General features: G+C 68.5%; 10 protein-coding genes. All 10 read left to right on the forward strand.

Features of this window, described 5'->3' with window-relative positions:
* The first annotated feature begins 896 nt into the window (after positions 1-896).
* Complete coding sequence (gene wecB / locus ACTRWB_RS34980) at positions 897-2,114, forward strand: non-hydrolyzing UDP-N-acetylglucosamine 2-epimerase (RefSeq protein ID WP_446904547.1); 1,218 nt, start codon at positions 897-899, stop codon at positions 2,112-2,114.
* A gap of 596 nt (positions 2,115-2,710) precedes the next feature.
* Positions 2,711-3,172 carry a (2Fe-2S)-binding protein gene (locus ACTRWB_RS34985; RefSeq protein ID WP_048244327.1) on the forward strand — a complete coding sequence of 154 codons (462 nt, stop codon included), beginning with the start codon at positions 2,711-2,713 and terminating at the stop codon, positions 3,170-3,172.
* Positions 3,169-5,493, forward strand: coding sequence for a molybdopterin cofactor-binding domain-containing protein (locus tag ACTRWB_RS34990; RefSeq protein ID WP_446904548.1), 2,325 nt, complete (start codon positions 3,169-3,171; stop codon positions 5,491-5,493). The genes ACTRWB_RS34985 and ACTRWB_RS34990 overlap by 4 nt, the downstream gene beginning before the upstream one ends.
* 875 nt (positions 5,494-6,368) lie before the next feature.
* Positions 6,369-6,563, forward strand: a complete 195-nt coding sequence (locus ACTRWB_RS34995) for a hypothetical protein (RefSeq protein ID WP_129514256.1) — start codon at positions 6,369-6,371, stop codon at positions 6,561-6,563.
* Positions 6,564-6,711: 148 nt separating this feature from the next.
* The gene (locus tag ACTRWB_RS35000; RefSeq protein WP_446904549.1) at positions 6,712-7,989 is read left to right on the forward strand and encodes an HlyD family secretion protein; all 1,278 of its coding nucleotides are present in this window, start codon (positions 6,712-6,714) and stop codon (positions 7,987-7,989) included.
* 11 nt (positions 7,990-8,000) lie between these two features.
* Positions 8,001-10,223 carry a peptidase domain-containing ABC transporter gene (locus ACTRWB_RS35005; RefSeq protein ID WP_446904550.1) on the forward strand — a complete coding sequence of 741 codons (2,223 nt, stop codon included), beginning with the start codon at positions 8,001-8,003 and terminating at the stop codon, positions 10,221-10,223.
* Positions 10,224-10,226: 3 nt separating this feature from the next.
* On the forward strand, positions 10,227-11,654 hold the full coding sequence (locus ACTRWB_RS35010) for a TolC family protein (RefSeq protein ID WP_446904551.1): 1,428 nt from the start codon (positions 10,227-10,229) through the stop codon (positions 11,652-11,654).
* The gene (locus tag ACTRWB_RS35015) at positions 11,636-13,237 is read left to right on the forward strand and encodes an acyltransferase domain-containing protein (RefSeq protein ID WP_446904552.1); all 1,602 of its coding nucleotides are present in this window, start codon (positions 11,636-11,638) and stop codon (positions 13,235-13,237) included. The genes ACTRWB_RS35010 and ACTRWB_RS35015 overlap by 19 nt, the downstream gene beginning before the upstream one ends.
* A 76-nt stretch (positions 13,238-13,313) precedes the next feature.
* Entirely contained in the window at positions 13,314-19,343 is a 6,030-nt protein-coding gene (locus tag ACTRWB_RS35020; RefSeq protein ID WP_446904553.1) for an SDR family oxidoreductase, read from the forward strand.
* A complete protein-coding gene (locus tag ACTRWB_RS35025; RefSeq protein ID WP_446904554.1) occupies positions 19,340-23,314 on the forward strand; it encodes a cytochrome P450 in 3,975 nt (1,324 codons plus the stop codon). Before ACTRWB_RS35020 ends, ACTRWB_RS35025 begins: the two co-directional genes overlap by 4 nt.
* Positions 23,315-23,325 lie beyond the last annotated feature (11 nt).

Here is a 23,325-nt window from a genome sequence, read left to right on the forward strand (position 1 = left end):
GTGTTTTGATTCACCTGCGAATCAGCTTTTGCGCAAGGGGGGCGACCACGCGCGGCCGGCATTGCGGCCCACACGCGTTGTGCAGCGGGCGATTCATCTGCTGAACCTGTTCTGCCTTGCCGGGCAGGGCTTTACATGGTTGATGCGCGACGCGAAATTAGTTGCGTGTGCATCTGTCTAGAATCCGGCGCGGTGCCGACTTCCACTTGCGCCGGATGGGCCGGACTCCGATACAACCGCCGATTCCGGATTTGCGTTACACATTCGCAACATTTCCCGATCGTCGATTCGTGTGACGCGAACGACGCCGTATATCGGTAAATTCTGCGTGCTTGACCATGGCCGAGCGATCGAGTGCGTACCGTTCACTGCACAGACAAAAGTTGCGAATCGAGACGACGCAAAGCGTTTCGCAGCATGCGTGCGCTTCGATGCGCAATGGGCCATCGACACGAATTCGCCATTCATCGGACGACGTCGTCGGACGGATCGCGCGCACGACCGGAGGTTTGTCCGTGTCGCGTTCGCCCGGCGATGCAGCGCTCGTAGCAGTTGTGAAACATTCCGTTACGCACCGCATGTACACCATGTGTTCCGTGCGAACCGAGCCCGGTCGCAGGGCGGCTGGTTTGATTATTGCTGTATTGGAAGAGGCGTGACGAACGGACGTGACGCTCGACGCTGCGAGGAACGACTCATGACGTGACTGATCAAGTGCAACGGGACGCCGGTAGTACGACGATTCGCGTGGCGGAGACCGCGCGGACAGGACGGCGCGCTCGCCCCGCGACACCACCACGTGTTGACCGCGTGCGAGTACGGGAGGCGCCGTCTGAATACATGCTTCGCGCCGCAAGCAGGGTCGATCAGCGCGAAGTGGCTAAACGAGGATAACGATGAAAAAGATCTTGCTTGCGTTCGGGACTCGGCCTGAGGCCATCAAGATGGCGCCGCTGGTGCGCGCGCTGAAGACGCAAACAGATGTGGACGTCAGGGTATGCGTGACCGCGCAGCATCGGGAAATGCTCGATCAGGTGCTGACGCTGTTCGACATCAAGCCCGACTACGATCTCAACCTGATGCGGCAAGGTCAGACGCTGACCGACGTGACGACCGGCATTCTTCAGGAGATCGGTATGGTCTTCGACGAATTGCGTCCGGACGTCGTGCTGGTACACGGCGATACGACGACCACACTCGCGGTCAGTCTCGCGGCGTTCTACCGCTATTTGCCAGTCGGGCACGTGGAGGCCGGTTTGCGTAGCGGCGATGTCTGGTCGCCGTGGCCGGAGGAGTTGAATCGCCGCGTGACCGATGCCGTATCGTCGTGGCATTTCGCACCGACCGGGAAGGCACGCGACAACCTGCTCAGCGAGGGCGTGCCGGGAGGCGCCGTCGTGCTGACCGGCAATACGGTGATCGATGCGTTGCACGAGGTCAAACGCATGCTGGACCACACCACCGCGCTGACGGAAAAGGTTGCCGGGAATTTTCCGTTTCTCGAACCGCAGCGTCGTGTCGTGCTGATTACCGGCCATCGCCGCGAGAGCTTCGGCGAGCCGTTCCGGAATTTCTGCGGGGCGTTGAGTACGCTCGCAAATCGTTATCCCGACGCGCAGTTCGTCTATCCGCTGCACATGAATCCGAACGTGCGCGAGCCGGCGCGCGCACTGCTCGGCGGCGTGCCGAACATTTACCTGATCGAACCGCAGGAATATCTATCGTTCGTATTCCTGATGTCGCGCGCGCATTTCATCATCACCGATTCGGGCGGCATTCAGGAGGAAGGGCCGGCGCTGGGCAAACCGGTGCTCGTCACGCGCGACACGACCGAGCGGCCCGAGGCGATCCAGGCCGGCACCGCACGACTCGTCGGCACGGATCAGGAGCGGATCGTGCGGGAGGCGTCGCGGCTGTTCGACAGCGACAGCGCCTACGAGGAAATGGCGCGCGCGAGCAATCCGTATGGCGACGGCCATGCGAGCGAGCGGATCGTCCACGCGCTGATGCGTACGCCGGGCGCGAGCACGAAGACGACGAGCTTTTCGATGGGCGCGGCGGAGATGCCGCATAACGCGCTCACGCTGGGGTTGCAGGCGTTGCGGTCGCGATGAACGTGGCGGTTCGGTAGCGGCCGAATCGTTCGGTGTCGTCGCGCGAGGGACCTGTCCGGCCGAGAGGCCGGACATTCGCGTTTGCGCGACCGTACCGGGCCGGCTTGTTTGGCGCGCGCGACGTCGTAGCGCGCCAGAGCGAATCTCCTCGCGAACTCAACATTGAAGTCGTGGAATGTCCGTTTCCCGGCGTCGTGCCACGCACGGATAAGCCGGGGAATACCTGCTCCGCACCCTCCTGAAATCACATCGAAGCCCTTCGCGTCGCGCTGCTCGGCGGCGGTTCGATTGACCGCCGACTTCCTTCCCCAATTGCCTGAAACTCCAGAATCGCCGCAATCCGACGACAAATCGCAAATGGTTCGATAATGCGAGCGGCGATCCATGCGGACGAGCGGCCGGCCGGGATGTCGTTGCAATGTTGCGCAGGCAACCGGCTGGCCACATCGTTTGCAGCATCCGCCCGATCGTGTTTGCAGGCGACACGGTCCACGAAACGGCGCCACGCCTACCTGGTCGTTCGGAATGTGCGCCGCGCCGTTCGAATCCCCACTCGATGCCTGCCCGGTGCGGGCGTCGCAACCAGGAGGTGAACGATGATCACGCTGACCGTCAACGGTAGCGAGCAGCATTTCGACGGCAATCCCGACCTGCCGTTGCTCTGGTATCTGCGCGACGTCCTCGGCCATACCGGCACCAAGTTCGGCTGCGGCATGGCGCTGTGCGGCGCGTGCACCGTGCATCTCGACGGCGTTGCGATCCGGTCGTGCATCACACCGGTCGCGGCCGCTTCCGGCAAGCGCGTGACGACGATCGAGGGACTGTCGACGGACCTGACTCATCCGCTGCAGCAGGCATGGCAGGAACTGAACGTCGCGCAGTGCGGCTACTGTCAGTCCGGACAGATCATGCAGGCCGCGTCGCTGCTGAAGACGAACCCCCATCCGACCGACGCCGACATCGACGATGCGATGTCCGGCAACATCTGCCGCTGCGGCACCTATACGCGCATTCGCGCGGCGATCCGGCTGGCGGTGCGCCGCGGAGGTGCCGCATGAGCTCGCCCGAACTCTCCGTCCATAACGAAAGCCGCCGCGCGTTGCTGCTCGGCTTCGCATCCGGCGGGCTGCTGCTCGCATTCGGCGTGCCGTCGCTCGCGCGTGCGGCCGCGCCGATGCAGCCGCCCGTCAGCGCGAATCCCCAGTATGGCGGCGCGGGGATGCCGCACGGGCTGCGCGACGATCCGCATCTGTTCGTTGCGATCGCACCGGACGGCACCGTCACCGTGACCTGCATCCGCTCGGAGATGGGGCAGGGCGTGCGCACGAGCGTCGCACTGGTGGTGGCGGACGAACTGGGTGCGGACTGGGCGCGCGTGAAGGTCGCCCAGGCCGTCGGCGACGAGCCGCGCTACGGCAACCAGAACACCGATGGCTCGCGCAGCCTGCGCCAGAGCTTCGCCGCGCTGCGCCGCGCGGGTGCGGCCGCACGCACGATGCTCGAGCAGGCCGCTGCCGCGGCGTGGGGCGTCGACGCGCGCCAGGTCAAGGCGACGGTGCACGAGGTCGTCGATACGAAGAGCGGGCGCAAGCTTGGTTTCGGCGAGCTTGCGGCGAAAGCGGCCGCGCTGCCGGCGCCGGATCCGGCAACCGTGGTGCTGAAAGCGCCGGCGGAATTCCGCTATATCGGCAAGGGCGAAACGGCGCTGATCGACGGGCGCGACATCGTCGGCGGCCGCGCGCGCTACGGGATCGACACGCGGCTCGACGGCATGCTGTATGCGGTCGTCGCGCGGCCGCCGGCCTATGGCGACACGGTGGCGTCGTTCGACGCATCGGCCGCCGAAAAGCTACGGGGTGTCGTCAAGGTCGTGCAGCTCGCGTCGACGCCGCTGCCGTCCGGCTTCCAGCCGCTCGGCGGCGTGGCCGTCGTCGCCCGCGACACGTGGACGGCTATCCAGGGGCGCGCGCAATTGAAGATCGACTGGAAGCGCGGGCCCAATGCGGGTTACGACTCGGCCGCGTATCGGAAGACGCTCGAAGCGGCCGCCGCACAGCCGGGCGACGTGATCCGCAACGACGGCGACACGGCGGCGGCACTCGCCGGCGCCGCGAAACGGGTGCGCGCGACGTACTACATTCCGCATCTCGCGCACGCGACGATGGAGCCGCCCGCGGCTGTCGCGCGCGTGGCCGACGGCCGCTGCGAAGTGTGGACCTGCACGCAGGCGCCGCAGACCACGCGCGACGAGCTCGCGAAGGCGCTCGGACTGCCGACGGAGCGCGTGACGGTCAACGTGACGCTGCTCGGAGGCGGTTTCGGCCGCAAATCGAAGCCCGACTACGTGGTGGAGGCGGCGCTGCTGTCGAAGGCGGTCGGCGCGCCCGTCAAGCTGACGTTCACGCGCGAGGACGACATCGCGCACGACTATTTCCACGCCGTGTCGCTCGAAGCGTTCGACGGCGGGATCGATGCGTCGGGGAAAGTGGTCGCGTGGCAGCATCGCACGGTCGCGCCGTCGATCCAGTCGACCTTCCGGGCCGGTGTCGTGCACGAGCAGCCGGGCGAGCTCGCGCAAGGGATCGCGGACCTGCCGTTCGCGATTCCGAACGTACGGATCGAGAATCCGGCCGCGGAAGCGCACACGCGGATCGGCTGGTTCCGCTCGGTCTACAACATTCCGCACGCGTTCGGGATTCAGAGCTTCGTATCGGAGCTGGCGCACGCGGCCGGCCGCGACCCGAAGGATTTCCTGCTCGAGCTGATCGGGCCCGCGCGTCGTTTCGAGCCGCATATTACGGTGAAGAACGTGAACTACGGCGAGGACCCTGCGCTGTATCCGGTCGATACCGGGCGGCTGCGGCGCGTGGTCGAGACGGTCGCGCGCGAGGCCGGCTGGGGGCGCAAGCTGCCGAAGGGGCATGGGTTCGGGATCGCCGCGCATCGCAGCTTCGTGTCGTACACGGCGGCGGTGTGCGAGGTGCAGGTCGGCGCGGACGGCAGGATCTCGGTGCCGCGCGTCGACATCGCGATCGATTGCGGGCCGCAGGTCAATCCGGAACGCGTGCGCTCGCAGCTCGAGGGCGCGGTGGTGATGGGGCTCGGCATTGCGCTGCACGGCGAGATCACGTTCAAGGACGGCCATCCGGAACAGAGCAACTTCAACGGCTTCCAGGTGCTGAGGATGAACGAGGCGCCGCGCGAAATCCGCGTGCATCTGGTCGCGCCGGACGACTTTGCGACGCCGCTCGGCGGCGTGGGCGAACCGGGCCTGCCGCCCGTCGCGCCCGCGCTGACCAACGCGATCTTCGCGGCGACGGGCACGCGCATCCGCAGCCTGCCGGTCGCTGACCAACTCTCGAAACCGCAGGCGGGTTGACGCGCGGTCGCGCGCCGGGGCCTTCATACGGCCCGGCGCGCGCATACGCTTGAACCGGCCGCCGAAAAGACGTGCGCTGACCGACCGTCGCCCGTTTCGCGAGACCGGGGCAACGACATGGCCGGGCGCCACACAACGGGTTCGCTCGTTCTCCCGGCCATCGCGTGTGGCCGATTCATACGTTTTATTTACACGTGAATTTGATTGGTTTCACCGGGACCGTCCGGCGAGGACGGCCGCTGCCCGGAATCAACTGCGGGAATTCAATCGCCGACTTCAAGTAACGCATTCCTCGTAAAAACAGCATCAATTGGCCTCGGAGTGCGGGTTTGCCCGATGGTGCGGTATCGTACAAAGAGAGGGGCGAAAGTGTCAGATGATTGGCCCGTTGAATTCAGTGCGTAAAAATATTGATGTGGAGCATCTGATGTCGCGCGGCTGTTTTGTCATGTTTGGTTAAATCGGTGACCGGCATCTGGCTTAAATGTATTGCCGATCAATTATCCGGTGAGTATTCCTTCTGCTTGATGGCGAGCAGTGCGTCGGAACGCCAGCGCGCAATGGTATCCGCACGTCTGGAGCTGCGGGGCGCTGAATCGGATGTCCAGCATCGCGAGGATTAGCTACGTATCGGCGGATGTTTCTGTCGAATGCCGATCGATGGCGGCAATATTTTTAATAAATATATTCACATTTTTTGTTGGCGTGGATGCCGTACGCCGCTTGAATGAATCGATTCGTGGCGCATGGCGAATCAATGTAATCCCGTTAGATGAAATTTAAGTTATTAACGTGATTGACCTGCGTCGCGGATGCGGCGTGGTTCGATGCCTCGCTAGATGGGTTATCTAGCATTCTCAATCTGGAGAAAAGCAATGCAAGAACTGAATCAGCAGGAAATCGCTCAAGTTTCCGGCGGCTACTACAGCGGCGGCTCGATTTTCGACACGCTGGGTAACGTGGTCGAGCTGTACGGCCAGACGCTGTACAACGTCGGCGAAGCACTGACGACGGCTGTCGTCGGCACGGGTAACACGCTGCTCGGCCTGCTGACCGGCCAGCACGCGTAAGCCGGATGCGATTTCCGCGCAATCGCGCGCCACGCGTCGCCATTGCGTGAATCGCTCGCCGCGGCACCGAAGCGGTGTGCCGCGGCGATCTTCCCCGGCAACCGGGATGCATGTGTCGAACCCAACTGACTGTCCGTAATCCCGTATCTTGACGACCCCGACTTCTCTCTTCCGGCACGAAGCGCAACAGGCTCAGCGCGCCGGCGCGCTGGGCGAGATCGTGCTGGTGCGCCCCGTGTCGCTGACGCTGCTGGCGACGGCCGCGGTGGCGATGGCCGTCTGCGTGCTGCTGTTCTTCTCGTTCGGCACCTATACGCGCCGCACGACGGTCAGCGGCATCGTCATGCCGGATGCGGGGCTGGTCAAGGTCTATGCGCTGCAGCCGGGCATCGTCGTCGAGCGGGACGTGAAGGAGGGGCAGCACGTCGCGCGCGGCCAGACGCTCTATACGGTGTCCACCGACCTGCAGAGCGCGGCGGAAGGCGCCACGCAGGCTGCGCTGATCGCGCAGGCGCGCCAGCGCAAGGCGTCGCTGCTCACGGAAATGGGCAAGACGCGCAGCCTGCAGCAGGACGAACGCGCGACGGTACAGGCGAAGATCGCGAACCTGGGCGGCGAACTCGCACGGCTCGACGATCAACTCGCGGCGCAACGGCTGCGCACGTCGATCGCGGCCGACGGCGCGAAACGCTATCGCGGCCTGCTGGCCCAGGACTACATTTCGAAGGATCAGGCGCAGCAGCGCGAGGCCGACCTGCTCGACCAGCAGTCGAAGCTGAACGGGCTGCTGCGCGAGCGCGCGTCGACGGCGCAGTCGCTGACGGAAGCGAACAACGAACTGGCCGGCCTCGGCCTGAAGCAGCAGAACCAGCTCGCGCAGATCGATCGCAACGTGATCGACGTCGACCAGAACCTGATCGAGAGCGAGGCGAAGCGCCGGATCGTCGTCACCGCGCCGGAAACGGGCGTCGTGACGGCGGCGATTGCGGACGTCGGCCAGTCGGTCGACCCGTCGCGACCGCTCGCGAGTGTCGTGCCGGGCGGCGCGCGCTGGCAGGCGCATCTGTTCGTGCCGAGCACGGCGATCGGCTTCGTGCGGGTCGGCGAGCCGGTGCTGATCCGCTATCAGGCGTTCCCATACCAGAAGTTCGGCCAGTCTCGGGCCGTGGTCGTGTCGATCGCGCGCACGGCGCTGTCGGCGGCCGAACTCGCGAACGACGGCGGCCCGGCGGCGACGCCGGGCGAGGGGCGCGACGCGACCTTCTATCGTGTGATCGTCGCGCTCGACGCGCAGCACGTCACCGCATATGGCGCGCAGCAACCGTTGCAGGCCGGCATGACGCTGCAGGCGGACATCCTGCAGGAACGCAGGCGCCTGTACGAGTGGGTGCTCGAGCCGCTTTACAGCCTGACCGGCAAACTCTGACGAGGTCGCGCATGGCATTACTCGATCGACTGTCGTTCGGCCTCGGCCCCAGGCTTCCGATGATCCTGCAGACCGAAGCGGCCGAATGCGGGCTCGCGTGTCTCGCGATGGTGGCGGGCTTTCACGGCCACCATGTCGATCTCGCGACGCTGCGCGGGCAATTTCCCGTCTCGCTGAAGGGCGCGGGCCTCGGGCGCGTGATCGAGGTCGCGCAGCGCCTCGCGCTCGGCACGCGCGCGGTGAAGCTCGACCTGGCTCAGCTCGGCCAGCTTCGCCTGCCGTGCCTGCTGCACTGGAATTTCAACCACTTCGTCGTGCTGAAGGAAGTGAGCGGCAAGACCGCGACGATTCACGATCCGTCGCACGGTATCCGCAAGGTGCCGCTCGCCGAAATTTCGCGCGCGTTTACCGGCGTCGCGCTCGAGCTGTGGCCGGCCTCCGGGTTCGCGCCGCGCGCGGCGCGCCCGGCAGTCAGGCTGCGCGAACTGCTGGGCCCGGTGTCGGGGCTGTCGCGCGCGCTCGCGCAGATCCTGGTGCTGGCCATCGCGCTGGAAGTCTTCATGCTCGTGCAGCCGTTCTTCCTGCAGTGGGTGATCGACGAAGTGATCGTCAGCGCCGATCGCGACCTGCTGACGGTACTGGCGCTCGGGTTCGGCCTGCTGCTGCTGATGCAGCAGGCGACCGGCACGATTCGCGCATGGGCGCTGATGTATGTCGGCGTCACGCTGAACATCCAGTGGCGCGCGAACGTGTTCACGCACCTGCTGAGCCTGCCGGTGCGCTATTACGAGCGGCGCCATCTCGGCGACGTCGTGTCGCGCTTCGGCTCGATCGACACGATCCAGCAGACGCTGACCACATCGTTTCTCGGCGCGGTGATCGACGGGTTGATGACGATCGTCACGCTCGCGATGATGTTCGTGTACAGCCGCGTGCTCGGATGCGTCGCGCTGGCGACGATGGCGTTGTACGCGCTCGTCCGGTGGCTGTGGTACGGCCCGCTGCGCCGCGCAACCGAGGACCAGATCGTGCACGCGGCCAAGCAGCAGAGCCATTTCCTCGAGACGGTGCGCGGGGTGAAGACGATCAAGTTGTTCAACCGCCAGACGGAGCGCCGCGCGAGCTGGATCACGCTGCTGGTCGAACAGGTCAATGCCGGCCTGCATGTGCAGAAGCTGCAGATCTTCTATCAACAGCTCAACGGCCTGCTGTTCGGCATCGAGAACGTGCTGATCATCTGGCTTGGCGCGCGGATGGTGATGGACGGCCAGTTCACGGTCGGCGTGCTGATGGCGTTCAACGCATACAAGAACCAGTTCGACAGCCGGGTCGGCAGCCTGATCGACAAGTACTTCGAAGTCAAGATGCTGCAGCTCCAGGGCGAGCGGCTGGCCGACATCGTGTTCGCGGAAGCGGAACCCGGCGCGAGCGTGCGCAACGTGCCGGGCGAAGCGGATGCGCTCGACGCGAGCATCGAGATCGACGGGCTGTCGTTCCGCTACGCGGACGGCGAGCCGCTCGTGCTGGACGGCGTGAGCGCGAAGATCGTGGCGGGCGAGTCGGTCGCGATCGTCGGGCCGTCGGGTTGCGGCAAGACGACGCTGATCAGCGTGCTGCTCGGCATTCACGAGCCGACGGGCGGCACTGTACGGATCGGCGGTCTCGACGTCGGCCGGCTCGGCATCGAGCGGCTGCGCGCGCTGGTCGGCACGGTGCTGCAGGACGACGTGCTGTTCGCGGGCTCGATCGCCGACAACATCAGCTTCTTCGATCCGGACGCGGACCCGCGGTGGGTCGCCGAATGCGCGCGGATCGCGGCCGTGCATGACGACATCGCCGCGATGCCGATGGGCTACAACACGCTCGTCGGCGACATGGGTACCGTGCTGTCCGGCGGCCAGAAGCAGCGTGTGCTGCTGGCGCGCGCGCTGTACAAGCGACCGGGCATTCTCGTGCTCGACGAGGCGACGAGCCATCTCGACGTGCAGCGCGAGATGCAGGTCAACGCGGCCGTCACGCAGCTCGCGATGACGCGGCTGATCGTCGCGCACCGGCCGGAGACGATCGCGTCCGCGCAGCGCGTCATCATGCTGCAGGGCGGCAAGGTCGTGCTCGACCAGTCGACCGCGGCGATGCGCGCGGCCGCGGCGGCCAGGTCGTCCGCCGGTGCGTCGGGCGCGGCGCCGGCGGCGACGCACGACGCGGGCTCGGCCGCGCCGGTCGCGGGGCGTTGAGCGATGAAACGCCGACTCGCTACCGTGCTGGCCATCGTCGCGCTCGCGGCATCCGTGCCGCCTGCGTGTGCGCAGATGCTCGACGTGTATGGAACGCGCAATGAAGTCGCGGCGACGCCGGCAGCATCGATGGCGTCGGCCACCGCGTGCGGCGCGCTGCATGCCGACGACCGTCCGCTGGCGCTCGAGGACGCGATCCTGCTGGCGATCTGCTCGCATCCGCAGTTGAGCCGCACGTGGTCGGATGCGCGCGCGGCGGCGGCCGAGGTCGGCGTGTCGAAGGCCGCGTACTGGCCGACGCTGAATGCGACGGCGGGCATCGAGCGCGACAACGTGACGACCGCCTACAGCGGCGGCTTCTCGCAGGATCAGCGCAGCACCAGCCGCTACGGCATGCTCAACCTGAGCTGGGTGCTGTTCGATTTCGGCAAGCGCGGCGCGAATCTCGACCGTGCGCGCGCGCTGCTGCGCGCCGCCAACGCGGCGCACGACGACGCGTTGCAGAGCGTCTTCTACGATGCCGCGCAGGCGTTTTACGGGTTGCGCGACGCGCAGGCGGCGCTCGATGCGGCGCAGGCGGTCGAACATGCGGCTCAGGAAAGCCTGGCCGAGGCGAGCGCGCGGCACGACGGCGGCGCGGGCACGCTGAGCGATGCACTGCAGGCGCAGACCACGTATCGCAAGGCGTTGCTCGATCGCGTCAGCGCCGAGGGCGACCTGCAGAACGCAATCGGAACGCTCGCGACGACGCTGGGCGCCGACGCCGACACGCCGCTGCGGATCGCCGATGCGGAGCCGTCGCCCGATCGCGACGACTTCACGCGCGGCGTCGCCGACCTGATTGCCGAAGCGAAGCGCCATCACCCGAAGCTGATCGCCGCGCGCGAGAAGCTCGAAGCGTCACGCGAACAGATTCGCGCGGTGCGCGCGCAGTCGCTGCCGACGATTTCGCTGATGGGCAGCCTCGCGCGCAACAACCCGTCATACCAGCAGCAGGCATCGTTGTTCCAGTTGCAGAGCAGTCACAGCAATTCGATCGGCATCCAGATCTCGATTCCGCTGTTCGAAGGTTTCGCATCCGGCTACCGCGTCGCCGAGGCGAAGGCGCAGGCGGACGCGCAGGAAGCCGACGTGCGCAACACCGAACTCAAGGTGTCGCTCGACGTGTGGAAGAGCTACCAGAGCCTGCAGACCGACACGACGAACCTGGACAACTCGCGGCATCTTCTCGACACCGCGCTGCATTCGCTCGACATCGCGCGCGGCCGTTACAAGGCCGGCGTCGGCACGTTCACGGAACTGCTGAACGCGCAGTCGGCGCTGGCGGACGCACGCCGGCAGCGCGTGCTCGCGGTGTCGAAGTGGCGGATCGCGAGACTGAAGCTGGCCGAAAGCCTTGGGAGATTGGGATTATGGAACGACGCGGGTTGAGCGGCGCCGGACCGGACGCGGGCGACGCGCGGCAGCGCGGCTGCGCGTTCCTGTTCCCGGGACAAGGGGCGTTCTATGCGGGCGCGTTGCGGCAGCTTGGCCGCGACCATCGAAGCGTGCGGCAGACGCTCGACACGATCGACGCGGTCGCGAGCGAGCGGCTCGGCCGCCCGCTGACCGGCGCGCTGTGGCGCGACGATGCCGGGCTCGACACGTGGCTGCGCGAAGCGCCCGATCTGCTGCAGCTCGGGATCTTCGGCGCGTCGGTCGGGATGTTCGGCGTGCTGCAGGCGCGCGGCGTCGTGCCCGACGTGTTGATCGGGCACAGCTTCGGCGAGATTGCGGCGTTGGTGTGCGGCGGCATGTACTCGATCGAGCAGGGCGCGCGGATCGTCTGCGACCGGATCGCGTCGTTGCGGGCGGCGGCGCCGGCCGGCGGGATGATGGCCGCGATTTCCGCGGGTGCCGACGCGACGCGCGAGCTGATCGATGCGAGCGTCGTGACGCATGCGGTGCGCAACGTGTGCGTCGCGGTCGAGAACCACGCATCGCAGACCGTCGTGTCCGGTCCGCGCGATGAGCTGGAACGCTTCGTCGCGGCGTGTGCGGCGCGCGGCACGACCGCGCAGACGATCAGGTCCCCCTATGGATTTCATCACCCCGATCTGGCCGGCGCGCGCGAACAGTTCGCCGCGCGCCTTGCCGCGTATCGCCACGGCACGCTCGCGATTCCTGTGTATTCGCCGATCCTCGGCCGCCGCTACAGCGGCGCCGACGATCCGGGCGCACGCCTCGCGTCGCACTTCGTGCTGCCGGTGCGATTCGCCGATGCGATTCGCGCCGCGTGCGCCGACGGCATCGGGCGCTATGTCGAATGCGGCGCGCTCAACGCGCTGGCGCGAATCGTCGTGCGCATCGCCGGGCCCGGCACGGTCAGGACGTTCGGCGGCCCGTCGAACGCGACAGAGGAAACCAGCGTCGTCACGACGATCACCCGTTATTTCGAGGAGAACAGCATCATGAAGGACGATATTCGCATCGGCAATACCGGCTTCGGTTTCGACGCGTTCTGGCATGCGCGCGGACCGCACATCGTCGACTGGCTCAAGGGCGAACTGCGTCACGCGTTCGATGCGGCGGGCACGACGCCGGCGAGCGCCGCGCCGAATGCCACGTCGATCGCCGCCGCATTCGCACCGGAAGAGCCGGTCAGCGCGCCCGCGCCGCGTCTTGCGGCCGTGGCTGCGCCGGCGCTGACGGCCGTGCCGGCGCCGTCGGCGCCCCACGAGCCGCTCGCGGCGGTGGCCGCGAAACCCGCGCACGTACCGCGCGAGCGACTGTTCTCGGAGCTCGTCGTTATCTACGCGGAGGCGATGGAATATCCGGCCGAGGTGTTCTCCGAAACAATCGAGCTCGAAGCCGAACTCGGCATCGACTCGGTCAAGCAGACCGAGATCATTCAGCGCATCACCGCGCGCTACGCGCTGCCGCCGCTGCCCGCGAATTTCCGCAGCGGCGATTTCAAGGCGATGGGGCAGATCGTCGATTTCGTCTACGAGAACCAGGGGAAGGCGGTCGTTTGACGGCCATTGGCCGAAGCGTTGGTCGGCAGGGGGGGCCCTGCCCGGTAATGACAAGTTCTCGATAGGCAGGCGATCCATGTCGAATACCAGCATGCGCGGCAAGCTCGTTCTCGTGACGGGCGGTGCGAAAAACGTGGGCAAGGCGATCTGCAGGCGATTCGCCGAGCAGGGCGCGCACGTGATCCTGAATTTCTTCCACTCGCTCGACGCGTCGAAGGAGACGGCCGAGGAACTGCGCGCGCTCGGCGCGACCGTCGACGTGATCCGTGCGTCGGTCGCGCAGCAGGCGCAGGTCGACCGGATGTTCGACGAGATCGAACGGCGCTACGGCCGGCTCGACGTGCTCGTCAACAATGCGGCGTCCGGTGCGCTGCTCGGCGTCGACGAGATCGGCGCCGAGCATTTCGATCGCGCGCTCGACACGAACCTGAAGGGCGCGTTCTGGTGCGCGCGCCGCGCCGCGGCGTTGATGGCGCGCTCGGGCGGCGGTGCGATCGTCAACGTGTCGTCGGTCGGCGCGACGCTGGTGCCGGCGAACTATCTGGTCGTGGGCACCGCGAAGGCGGCGCTCGAATCGCTGACGCGCTATCTCGCGGTCGAGTATGCGGGGCGCGACATTCGCGTGAACGGCGCATCGTCGACGCTGATCGACGGCGACGTCGCCGCGCAGTTTCCTGACCCGGAAAACACCAAGCGTTCGAGCATCGCGGCGACGCCGCTGAAGCGGCTCGCGCGCGCCGAGGATCTGGCCGATCTCGTGGTGTTTCTCGCATCGGACGCGGCGCGCTGGATCACCGGGCAGGTGGTCGTTGCCGACGGCGGGTTGTCGCTGTGCAGCGAGGGGTTGTCGCCGCGCGCCGAGTGGGCGACGTCGACGCGTGGCGATGGCGCGGCCGATGCGGCAGCCGCTGCAGCCGCTGCCGCTGCGGCGCAACCCGCCGCAGCGATGGCGTCGACGGCGCAGGCGGCACCACACGAAGATGGGCGCGCCGAGGCATCGGCCGACGGCCTGCCGGACAGCGACGACATCGCCGTGGTCGGCATGGGGCTCGCATTACCAGGCGCGAGCGATCCGGACGCGTTTTGGCGCGCGCTGCTGGACGGCCCCGAGCTGTTCGGCAACGTGCCGCCGGATCGCTGGGACTACCGCTCGTTCTATTCGCCCGACACGTCGGCGGAAGACAAGAGCTATCAGTCGCGTTCCGTTTTCATCGAGCATTTCGAGCCGTGTCCGGCGGTGCGCGCCGAACTCGACGCGGGCACCGCGCCGCGCGAACTGACGACGCTGTGGCTGCGTCACGCGCTGTGCCAGTCGCTCGACGGCGTGACGCTGCGCGACGCCGATCGCGTTGCGTTTCTCGTCGGCTACACGGCGGATGGCAGCCAGCACCTCGAAGAGGGGATGGTGCTGGCCGCCGCGCGCGAGCGCCTGAACGCGGTGCTGATCGACGCGGGCGTCGACGCGGCCGAGCGCACGCGCCGCGTGGCAGCGATCGACGCGGTGCTGAGCGCACGCTATGCGCGCGGCGCCGGCGATCTCGCATCGTTCTTTCCACATCGTGTCGGGCTGAACGCGATGAAGGGCGTGCTGCCGGACGACGCGCAATGCATGATGGTCGATACCGCCTGTTCGTCGTCGCTGTATTCGATCGATCTCGGGATCAAGGCGCTGCTGCTCGGCAAACAGGACGTCGTCGCGTGCGGTGGCGCGTTCGCGCTCGCGCCGCGCGGCTCGATCCTGTTCTCGAAGCTGCACGGCCTGTCGCGCAGCGGCGAGGTGCGGCCGCTCGATCGCGGCTGCGACGGCGTGCTGTTCGCGGATGGCGCGGGCGTCGTGATCCTGAAGCGCCTGAAGCGCGCGCGTGCGGACGGCGACCGCATTCTCGGCGTGCTGAAATCGTTCGGCTCGTCGTCCGACGGCAAGGGCAAGGCGATCTACGCACCGAATTCGGCCGGCCAGCGCATCGCGATCGATCGCGCGTATGCGCGGACCGCGACGGTGCCGGCCGACGTCGACTGGGTCGTTGCGCACGCAACGGGCACGCCGGCCGGCGATCTCGCCGAATTCCAGAGCCTGCGCGATGCGATCCGGCGCGACCGCACGGTGCAGGTGACGTCGAACAAATCGCTGGTCGGTCATACGGGCTGGGCGGCCGGCGTCGTGTCGGTGATCCAGGTGCTGCTCGGGTTGCGGCATCAGGTGATTCCGCCGCAGCACCGCTTCAGCGAACCGCCGCCGGAATTCGACATGGCCGGCACGAACCTGCGGATTCCGGTCGCACCGGTGTCGTGGCCGCGGCGGCAGGAGTCGGCGCGCATCGCGGCGGTGTCCGGTTTCGGCTTCGGCGGGACGAACGGCCACCTGATCGTGTCGGAATATCGCGCGGATCTGCCCGCCGGTCGCGCGAGTGGCCGGTTCAAAAGCGAACCGCTCGCGATCGTCGGCTGGTCTTCCCGATTTCCGGGCCTCGACGGCGACGCGCAGGTCGCCGCGTGGCTGCGCGGCGAAGGGCGCGCGCCCGACGCGAGTTTCGGCGTCGGCTATCCGCTGCCGAGCTTCGCGCGCGTGAAGATGCCGCCGGCGGTGCTGCGCGCGCTCGATCGCTGTCAGCTGATGGCGCTCGACGCCGCACACGATCTGCGCGAACACCTCGGCGCGTTCTGGCGCGAGCACGCGGACACGATCGGGCTCGTGATGGGCCATATGGGACCGACGCGCAACGCGGCGCTCTACGCGAGCCGCTGCTATCTCGACGACATCGCCGCCGCGGTGCTCGACGCGACACGACCGGACGAACGCGCGGCGACCGAACGCCTGCTGGGCGGCTTGCGCGATGCGACGAAGCAGCTCGTCGCGCCGACGACCGAGAATTCGTTTCCGGGGATGATGCCGAACGTGATTCCGGCGCGCGTCGCGAACTATCACGACCTGCACGGAATGAACATGACGATCGATGCGGGCCACGCGTCGACGCTGGCCGCGTTCGAGGCGGCCGAGCGCTTCCTGTGCAGTGGCGAGCTCGACATGGCGATCGTCGGCGGGATCAACGGCAACTCGGCGGAGGAAGTGCGCCCGGCATTCGGGCTGCCGCTCGCGGAGGGCATCGTGCTGTTCGCGGTGACGACGGTACGGCGCGCGCAGGCCGAAGGGCTGCCCGTGCTCGCGGTGGTCGGCGGCGGCGATGCGCGAGCGGGCGTCGAGCCGGCCGCGCCGTGCGACGCGACGGGCCGCGCGGTCACGTATGCGGGCGCCGATTCGGCGATCGACGTGCTGCGCGCGATCGTCGCGCGTACGCCCGTCACGACGCTCGCGCGCGACGGCGGCGGCGATCGCGCACGCTACGCGCTGCACGTCGCATGCGAAGGCATAGACGCGCAAGCCGCGCCGCAACGCACGGCCGAGCCAACGCAGTCCGCGAATGCGGCGGCGCCGGCCGCCGCGTCAGTGGAACCCGCCGCACGCGGGACCTTGCTGCCCGGCACGCTGCGTCGAACCGGCGTCGCGGCCGACGGCGAGCCGCTCGGCGTCGCGCGCTACCGGATCGAATGGCGCGACGCGCCGTGGCGGCCCGCGGGTCAGCCGACACCGTTCATCGCGCCGCGCTGCGTGATCGTCACCGACATGCCGGACGCACTGGCCGCGCAGGCCGATCCGGGCCCCGGCTGCGTGGTGCTGTCGACGCGGCCGTTTGCCGCGCGCCGGCCGGGCTGGCACTGGATCGATCGGATCGACGAAGCGGCGCTCGACGGATTGCCCGACGACATCGGCCACGTGCGCGTGCTGACGTCGCTCGACGCGGGCACGCTTGCGCCCGGCGCCGCGGCGCCGGCCACGCCCGCGCGGCTCGCGCTGCACGACCTGGCGTTCCTCGCGACCAAGCGCTGGCACGGCGCGCTCAAGCGCGGCGGCACCTTCGTCGCGTTGCTGCTCGACGCACTCGCGGGCGAGGTGCCGCATCCGGATGCGGGGTTGTTCACGGGGCTCGTGAAGGCGCTCGCGATCGAGATGCCGGAGGCGCGCCCGATCGCGGTGCTGACCGACGCGCGCGCGCTGCCCGACGCGCTGCGCGACGCCGAGCGCGAAAGCGCCGCGCGGCACTGGCTGCCGGTCGTCGCGCTGGGCGCCGGCCGTCGCCGCACGCCGCGCGTGATCGAGGACACGGGCGAACTGCGCGCGGACGAGCGCTTGTCGCTCGGCCCGGATGCGGTCGTCGTCGCGGTCGGCGGCGCGCGCGGAATCACCGGCGAACTGATGAAGACCCTGGCCGCGCACGTGCGTCCGACGCTGTACCTGATCGGCAGCAGCGCGCTCGACGCGGTCGATGCGGAACTCCTCGCGCTCGACGACGAGGCGTTTGCGAAGAGTCGTCCCGACTACATCCGGCAGCAGAAGGCGCTGCATCCGGAGCGGCCGTTGCCCGCGATCATCCGTGCGTTCGAGCGTCGCGCCGACGCGCGCACCGCGTGCATGAACATCGAGGCGATGCGCGCGTTCTGCGGCGCGCATCGCGTCACGTACCTGCGCGCCGACGTGCTCGATGCCGACAGCGTGCGCACGGCCATCGACACGATTCTCGCGCGCGAGCGGCGGGTCGACCTGCTGGTCAACGCGGCCGGGCTGAACCGCTCGGCGTCGGTGCTCGTGAAGTCGCTGGACGATTTCGTCGCGGTGCGCGACATCAAGGTGCGCGGCTACTGGAACCTGCGCGACGCGTTCGGCACGCGGCAACCGCGGCTGTGGTGCAACTTCGGCTCGTTCATCGGCCTGACCGGGCAGGCGGGGGAAACCGACTACGCGTCGGGAAACGACTTCCTGAACACGCAGGCGTCGTATCACCGCGCGGCGCTCGGTCACGACGAATTCACGATCGGGTGGACGCTGTGGCGCTCGGTCGGGCTCGGCGCGAACCCGGTCACGCGCGCGTTTCTCGAGAAGAGCGGCCTGTTTACGAGCATGCGCACCGCGGAAGGGCAGCATCACTTCATGCGTGAACTCGGTCTCGGCGAGCGCGCGGCGATGTCCGTGCATCTCGGCGAGGCCGAGCGGCGCGCGATCGAAACACATCTGCCCGGCTATTTCGACCTGGACGAAGCGGCGCCGGCTTCCGCCGCCGCTTCGCGTGATCCCGATTTCTATCTCGGCGCGGAGCTCGCGCGCACCGACGACAGCGTGACCTTCGAGCGCGTGTTCGATCTCGAACGCGATGCGTATCTGCAACATCACGTCGTCAACGGCTTCCCGACATTACCCGGAACGTTCGTGCCGGAAGTGGCCGCCGAGGCGGCGCTGCGGCTCGTGCCGGGGCTCAAGGTCGTCGGCTTCGCGGACGCGGCATTCCTGCACTTCCTGCGCGTCTACGACGCGAAGCGCCCGAGCGTGAAGCGCATCCATGCGCGGATCGTGTCGCGCGACGGCGACGCCGTGCTGGTGCGCGTGCGGATTTCCGGCGACGTGCTGGCGCCGGGCGGGCAGGTGCTCGTGCGCGACAAGCCGCACTTCGAGATCACCGTTCGCCTGGCCGACGCGTACGCGCCGGCGCCGGTGTGGAGCGAACCGCCGTGCGGCACGTTGACGCCCGTCGCCGATCCGTACCACTTCGACGCGGCACCGGTGCGGCTGACCGGCATGTTCGTGTCGACGACCGACACCGGCATGAGCGATGCGGGCAAGCAGGCGCGTTTCCGGCTGAACGTGCCCGGCGGCGACCCGGTGTTCTCGCGCTTCGTAGTACCGAGCATCCTGCTCGACGGGCTGGCGCGCGTGGCCGCGCTCGATCATGTCGCGGGCGACTACATCCCGCTCGCGGCGCCGATTTCGATCGGTCGCATCGACCTGTACGAAGCCGGGAACGACTGCGAACTGTCGAGCCGCCACGCGTCGATCGCGCTGCGCGTGACGCCGCGCGCGTTCGCGCTCGAAGGGCCGGCCAGCAGCGGCAACCGGTTCGTCGCGGTGCGCCCGGACGGCCGGATCCTGATGCAGATGCGCGACGTGACGGGCATCGTGATCGGCTACGTGCACCGCGTGACCGGCGCGTTCGCCGCACGCGGCGAGATCGACGCGCAACTGGCCGCACGCACGCCCTCCGAACAGGTGTCCGCATGAGCACGAAGCGACTCGCACCCGGCCCGCGCGGCAGTGTCGTGATGGGCAATCTCGCGGCGTACAAGCGCAATCCGGTCACGATGCTGCTGAAGCTGCAGCAGCAGTACGGCGACGTCGCGCGCAATCGCCTCGGCCCGTTCCTCACGCATGCGCTCGCGCATCCGGACGGCATCCAGCACGTGCTGCAGGACAATCACCGCAACTACGTGCGCGGCCGCTTCTACGACAACTTCAAGATGTTCTTCGGCGACGGGCTGCTGACGACCGACGGCGAATTCTGGCGGCGTCACCGGCGCGTGGTGCAGCCGCTCTTTCACCGCAAGCAGGTGGAGTCGCACACGACCGCGGTCGGCGATGCGGCGGTCGCACTCGTCGAGCGCTGGCTGAAACGGCCGGCGCACGCGCCGTTCGACGTCGTCGAGGAAATGATGCGCGTGAGCCTGCGCATGCTCGGGCTGATGCTGTTCAACGCGGACATCTCGCGGCATGCGGACGACGTCGGGCCGGCCGTGCGCTTCGGCATCGAGGCGATGATGCCGCAAGGCAACATGAACGATTTCGTGCCGCGCTGGATGCCGACGCCGTTCAATCGCCGGATCGCGCGCGCGCGCCGCGGGATCGACGCGATCGTCGACGCGATCGTCGCCGAGCATCGCGCGGGGCGCTGTGAAACGAGCGACGTGATTTCGCTGCTGCTCGCCGCGCGCGACCCGGACACGGGCGCGCCGCTGACCGAGCGCGAAGTGCACGATGAGGTGATGACGGTGTTTCTTGCCGGCCACGAAACCACCGGCAGCGGGATGGCGTGGGGGCTGTATGCGCTCGCGCAGCACCCGGGCGTACTGCGCCGGCTGCGCGAGGAACTCGACGCGGTGCTCGGCGGTCGCGCGCCGGATGCGGGCGACATCGAACGCCTGCCGTATCTGGTGCAGACCGTCGACGAGATCCTGCGTCTCTATCCGCCGATCTGGGGCTTCACGCGCGATCTGGTCGACGACGACGAAATCGGCGGTTATCACGTGCCGGCCGGCTCGTCGGTGTTCATGTCGCCGTACGTCACGCATCGCCATCCGGCGCTGTGGGCCAACCCGGACGCATTCGATCCGGAGAACTTCGGATCGCACGCGCCGGTGCGCCACAAGTACGCGTACTTTCCGTTCGGCGGCGGGATGCGCAAATGCATCGGCTACCAGACCGCGTTGTTGCAGATGCGCGTGCTGATCGCGGTCGTCGCGCAGCACGTCGATCTGAGCGCGGTGCCCGGCCGCTCGCTCGACACCGGTGCGACGATCTCGCTGCGCCCGCGCGACGGGATTCAACTGATCGCGAAGGCGCGAGTGCGCGAGTCGGGGCCCACGGGGCGTGCCGGGCTCGAGGCCAGCGCGCCGGCGTCGCGCATGCCGGTGGGCCCGGTCACAGGCACGCAGGCGCCGGCAAGCGATGGCGCACGACCGGCGGACGAGGCGCCGCCCGCACCCGATCATTCCGTCGGCCCCACGCTGTCAGCCGGCGTGCTGGCCTTCCTGCAGCACGACGCGGGTGCGCCCGAGGCGCAGCCGGGCTTGGACGACGCGCCGACGCACCGCTTCACGTGGCGGCCGGTCGGGATCGAGCCGCTGCCCGACGTGCCGGCGGCGGAACTGAGCGGCAAGCGGATCGCGATCGTCAACGGCCTTGGCCGCACGGTCGAGCGTGTGGTGGCGGCGCTCACGCGCGCATGCGCGAAGGCGAGCGTGTTCGTGCCGGTCGACGGCCCCGATTACGCGACGGCCGCGAGCACGTTCGTCGCGCAGTCGGGGCCGTTCGACGGGATCGTCGATCTCGGCGTCGAAGCGCCGTTCTCCATCGACGCGCGCGATCAATGGGAAGTGCCGCTGCGCCGCACGGTCGCGTTGCTGCAGGCGTGCTACGGCGACTGGTCGCAGGAGGAATCGACGTCGCGGCTGTTCTATCTGGCGCTGACCTGGCAGGACGGCCTGATGGGATATGGCGACGACGCGCTCGTGCAGCCGCTCGGCGGACTGTGGGCCGGGCTCGCGAAGACGCTGCCGCAGGAACTGCCGAACTGCAACGTGCGCGTACTCGACATCGCGCCCGACGAAACGGGCCGCGTCGACGGGCTGATCGCCCGCGAGCTGTATCGGTGGGGGCGCTTCGAGGTCGGCCATCGCGGCGGACGCCGCCATACGCTCGTCGCGACCCGCGACGATCTGCCGGCCGATGCGGCGCCCGACTGGGGGCCCGACGACGTCGTGCTGTTTTCGGGCGGTGCGCGCGGCATCGGCTTCCTGGCCGCGTGCGAGATCGCGAAGCGCCGTCGCTGCACGGTGGTCGTCACCGGGCGCGATGCGCTGCCGGCCGGCGACGAGCCGTGGCTCGCGCTCGACGCCGCCGGCTTCAAGCGCTACGGGCTCGACCAGTTGCGTCAGGCCACCCCGGAACGGCCGCCGAAGGCGATCCGGCACACGCTGCGGCAGCTCGAACGACGTCGCGAGCTGAAGGCTTCGCTCGATGCGGCGGCGGCGCTCGGCCTGCCGGTGCGCTACCGCGTATGCGACGTGACCGATGCGGATGCGGTGCGCGCGCTCTGCGACGAATTCGGCGAGCGGCTGCGCGGCGTGATCCACAACGCCGGGATCGACCAGCCGGTGCGGCTGTCGCGCAAGACGGCCGACGAATTCGTCGGCACCGTGCGCGTGAAGGTGCTCGGCTTCATGAATCTTCACGCGGCGGTGCGCAACCGGCCGCGCGTCGAATACTTCATCAACGTCGGGTCGCTGACCGGCCGCTGGGGCGGCATGACGGGCGAGACCGACTATGCGGCCGCGAACGAGGCGCTCGCGCGGCTCGGCTGGTGGGCGCGGCGCGACGCGGGCGGCCGTATCGTGAAGACGCTCGTGTGGCCGACGTGGGACGGGGTCGGGATGATCACGAACCTCGCCGTCACGCGGCGCTACGTGAGCCCGATGCGCATCGACGACGGCGTGCGGCACTGGCTCGCGGAACTCGCGGCGCCCGGCAGCGGCGAACCGATGTACATGGGTGCGGTCGGCCGCGCGCTGACGCCGATCCAGCTCTGCGGATTCGACGCCGTCGACGGCTTGCCGAACCTGGGCGAGCTCGCGACGCGCCGGCATCACGCGGGTGCGCCGCGGCGATTCCGGCCGTTCGCGCGCTTCTCGACGCGTTATCGCGCCGTGGGCGTGCCCTATACGCGCGCCTTCCGCCTCGGCGGCCGCGCGGCCGTACCGGCGTCGCTGCTGCTCGAGCATGCGCGCGTCGTGGCCGACTGGGTCGCGCTGCCCGATGGCGAGCGCGCGTACCTGCACGAAGCCGTCGACGTGACGATCGCGCTCGACGCGCTGGCCGACGCGCTCGATCGCCACGGCGATCTCGCGCTCGATACCGACGTGACCGGCCGGACCGCGGACGACGGCTGGCGCGTGACGGTGCGGTGCGTGTCGCTTGCGGGCCGCGCGCTGCTCGATGCGACGTTCGTGTACCGCAGCCTGCCGCCCGCCGGCGCGATGGTACGGCTGCCGCGAGAAGCAGGCCACGATCCGGCCCGGGCAGCCGTGCACGCGAGCTGGCGCGGCGACTTGTTGCCCGAGGCCCGGTGGAGCGACGGGATCGGGCAGGCGAAAGCCGCCGACCCCGACGCGCTGTGGCGTGCGCCGGGCGACGCCGGCGCCGCGCCGTGTCCGCAGCTGTGGCTGCCGGTCAATCACCTGGAAAACGTGCTGCGCGTGCTGCTTGGCGCGTGGCCGGACGACGGCGAGCCGCCGCGCGCATGGTGCATCGGTCGCATCGTGTTCGGTGCCGCGCAGGCCGGCGACGCCGAGATGCTGCTGCGCGGTCCGGACGGTCGTTTCGCGATTGCCGATCGCGCGGGCGCGCTGATCGCGGAACTGCGCGGCGCGGCGCTCGTCGTCGCAACCGGCACGCAGGCCGTCGCGGCGTCGGTTCTTTGAACGGGAAGAGG

It is taken from the genome of Burkholderia sp. YIM B11467 (genome assembly GCF_052952715.1).

Excerpts from the sequence above, each read along its gene's own strand:
- wecB (WP_446904547.1), top strand. The coding sequence starts at position 897 with ATGAAAAAGATCTTGCTTGCGTTCGGGACTCGGCCTGAGGCCATCAAG.
- ACTRWB_RS34985 (WP_048244327.1), top strand. The coding sequence starts at position 2,711 with ATGATCACGCTGACCGTCAACGGTAGCGAGCAGCATTTCGACGGCAAT.
- ACTRWB_RS34990 (WP_446904548.1), top strand. The coding sequence starts at position 3,169 with ATGAGCTCGCCCGAACTCTCCGTCCATAACGAAAGCCGCCGCGCGTTG.
- ACTRWB_RS34995 (WP_129514256.1), top strand. The coding sequence starts at position 6,369 with ATGCAAGAACTGAATCAGCAGGAAATCGCTCAAGTTTCCGGCGGCTAC.
- ACTRWB_RS35005 (WP_446904550.1), top strand. The coding sequence starts at position 8,001 with ATGGCATTACTCGATCGACTGTCGTTCGGCCTCGGCCCCAGGCTTCCG.
- ACTRWB_RS35010 (WP_446904551.1), top strand. The coding sequence starts at position 10,227 with ATGAAACGCCGACTCGCTACCGTGCTGGCCATCGTCGCGCTCGCGGCA.
- ACTRWB_RS35015 (WP_446904552.1), top strand. The coding sequence starts at position 11,636 with ATGGAACGACGCGGGTTGAGCGGCGCCGGACCGGACGCGGGCGACGCG.
- ACTRWB_RS35020 (WP_446904553.1), top strand. The coding sequence starts at position 13,314 with ATGTCGAATACCAGCATGCGCGGCAAGCTCGTTCTCGTGACGGGCGGT.
- ACTRWB_RS35025 (WP_446904554.1), top strand. The coding sequence starts at position 19,340 with ATGAGCACGAAGCGACTCGCACCCGGCCCGCGCGGCAGTGTCGTGATG.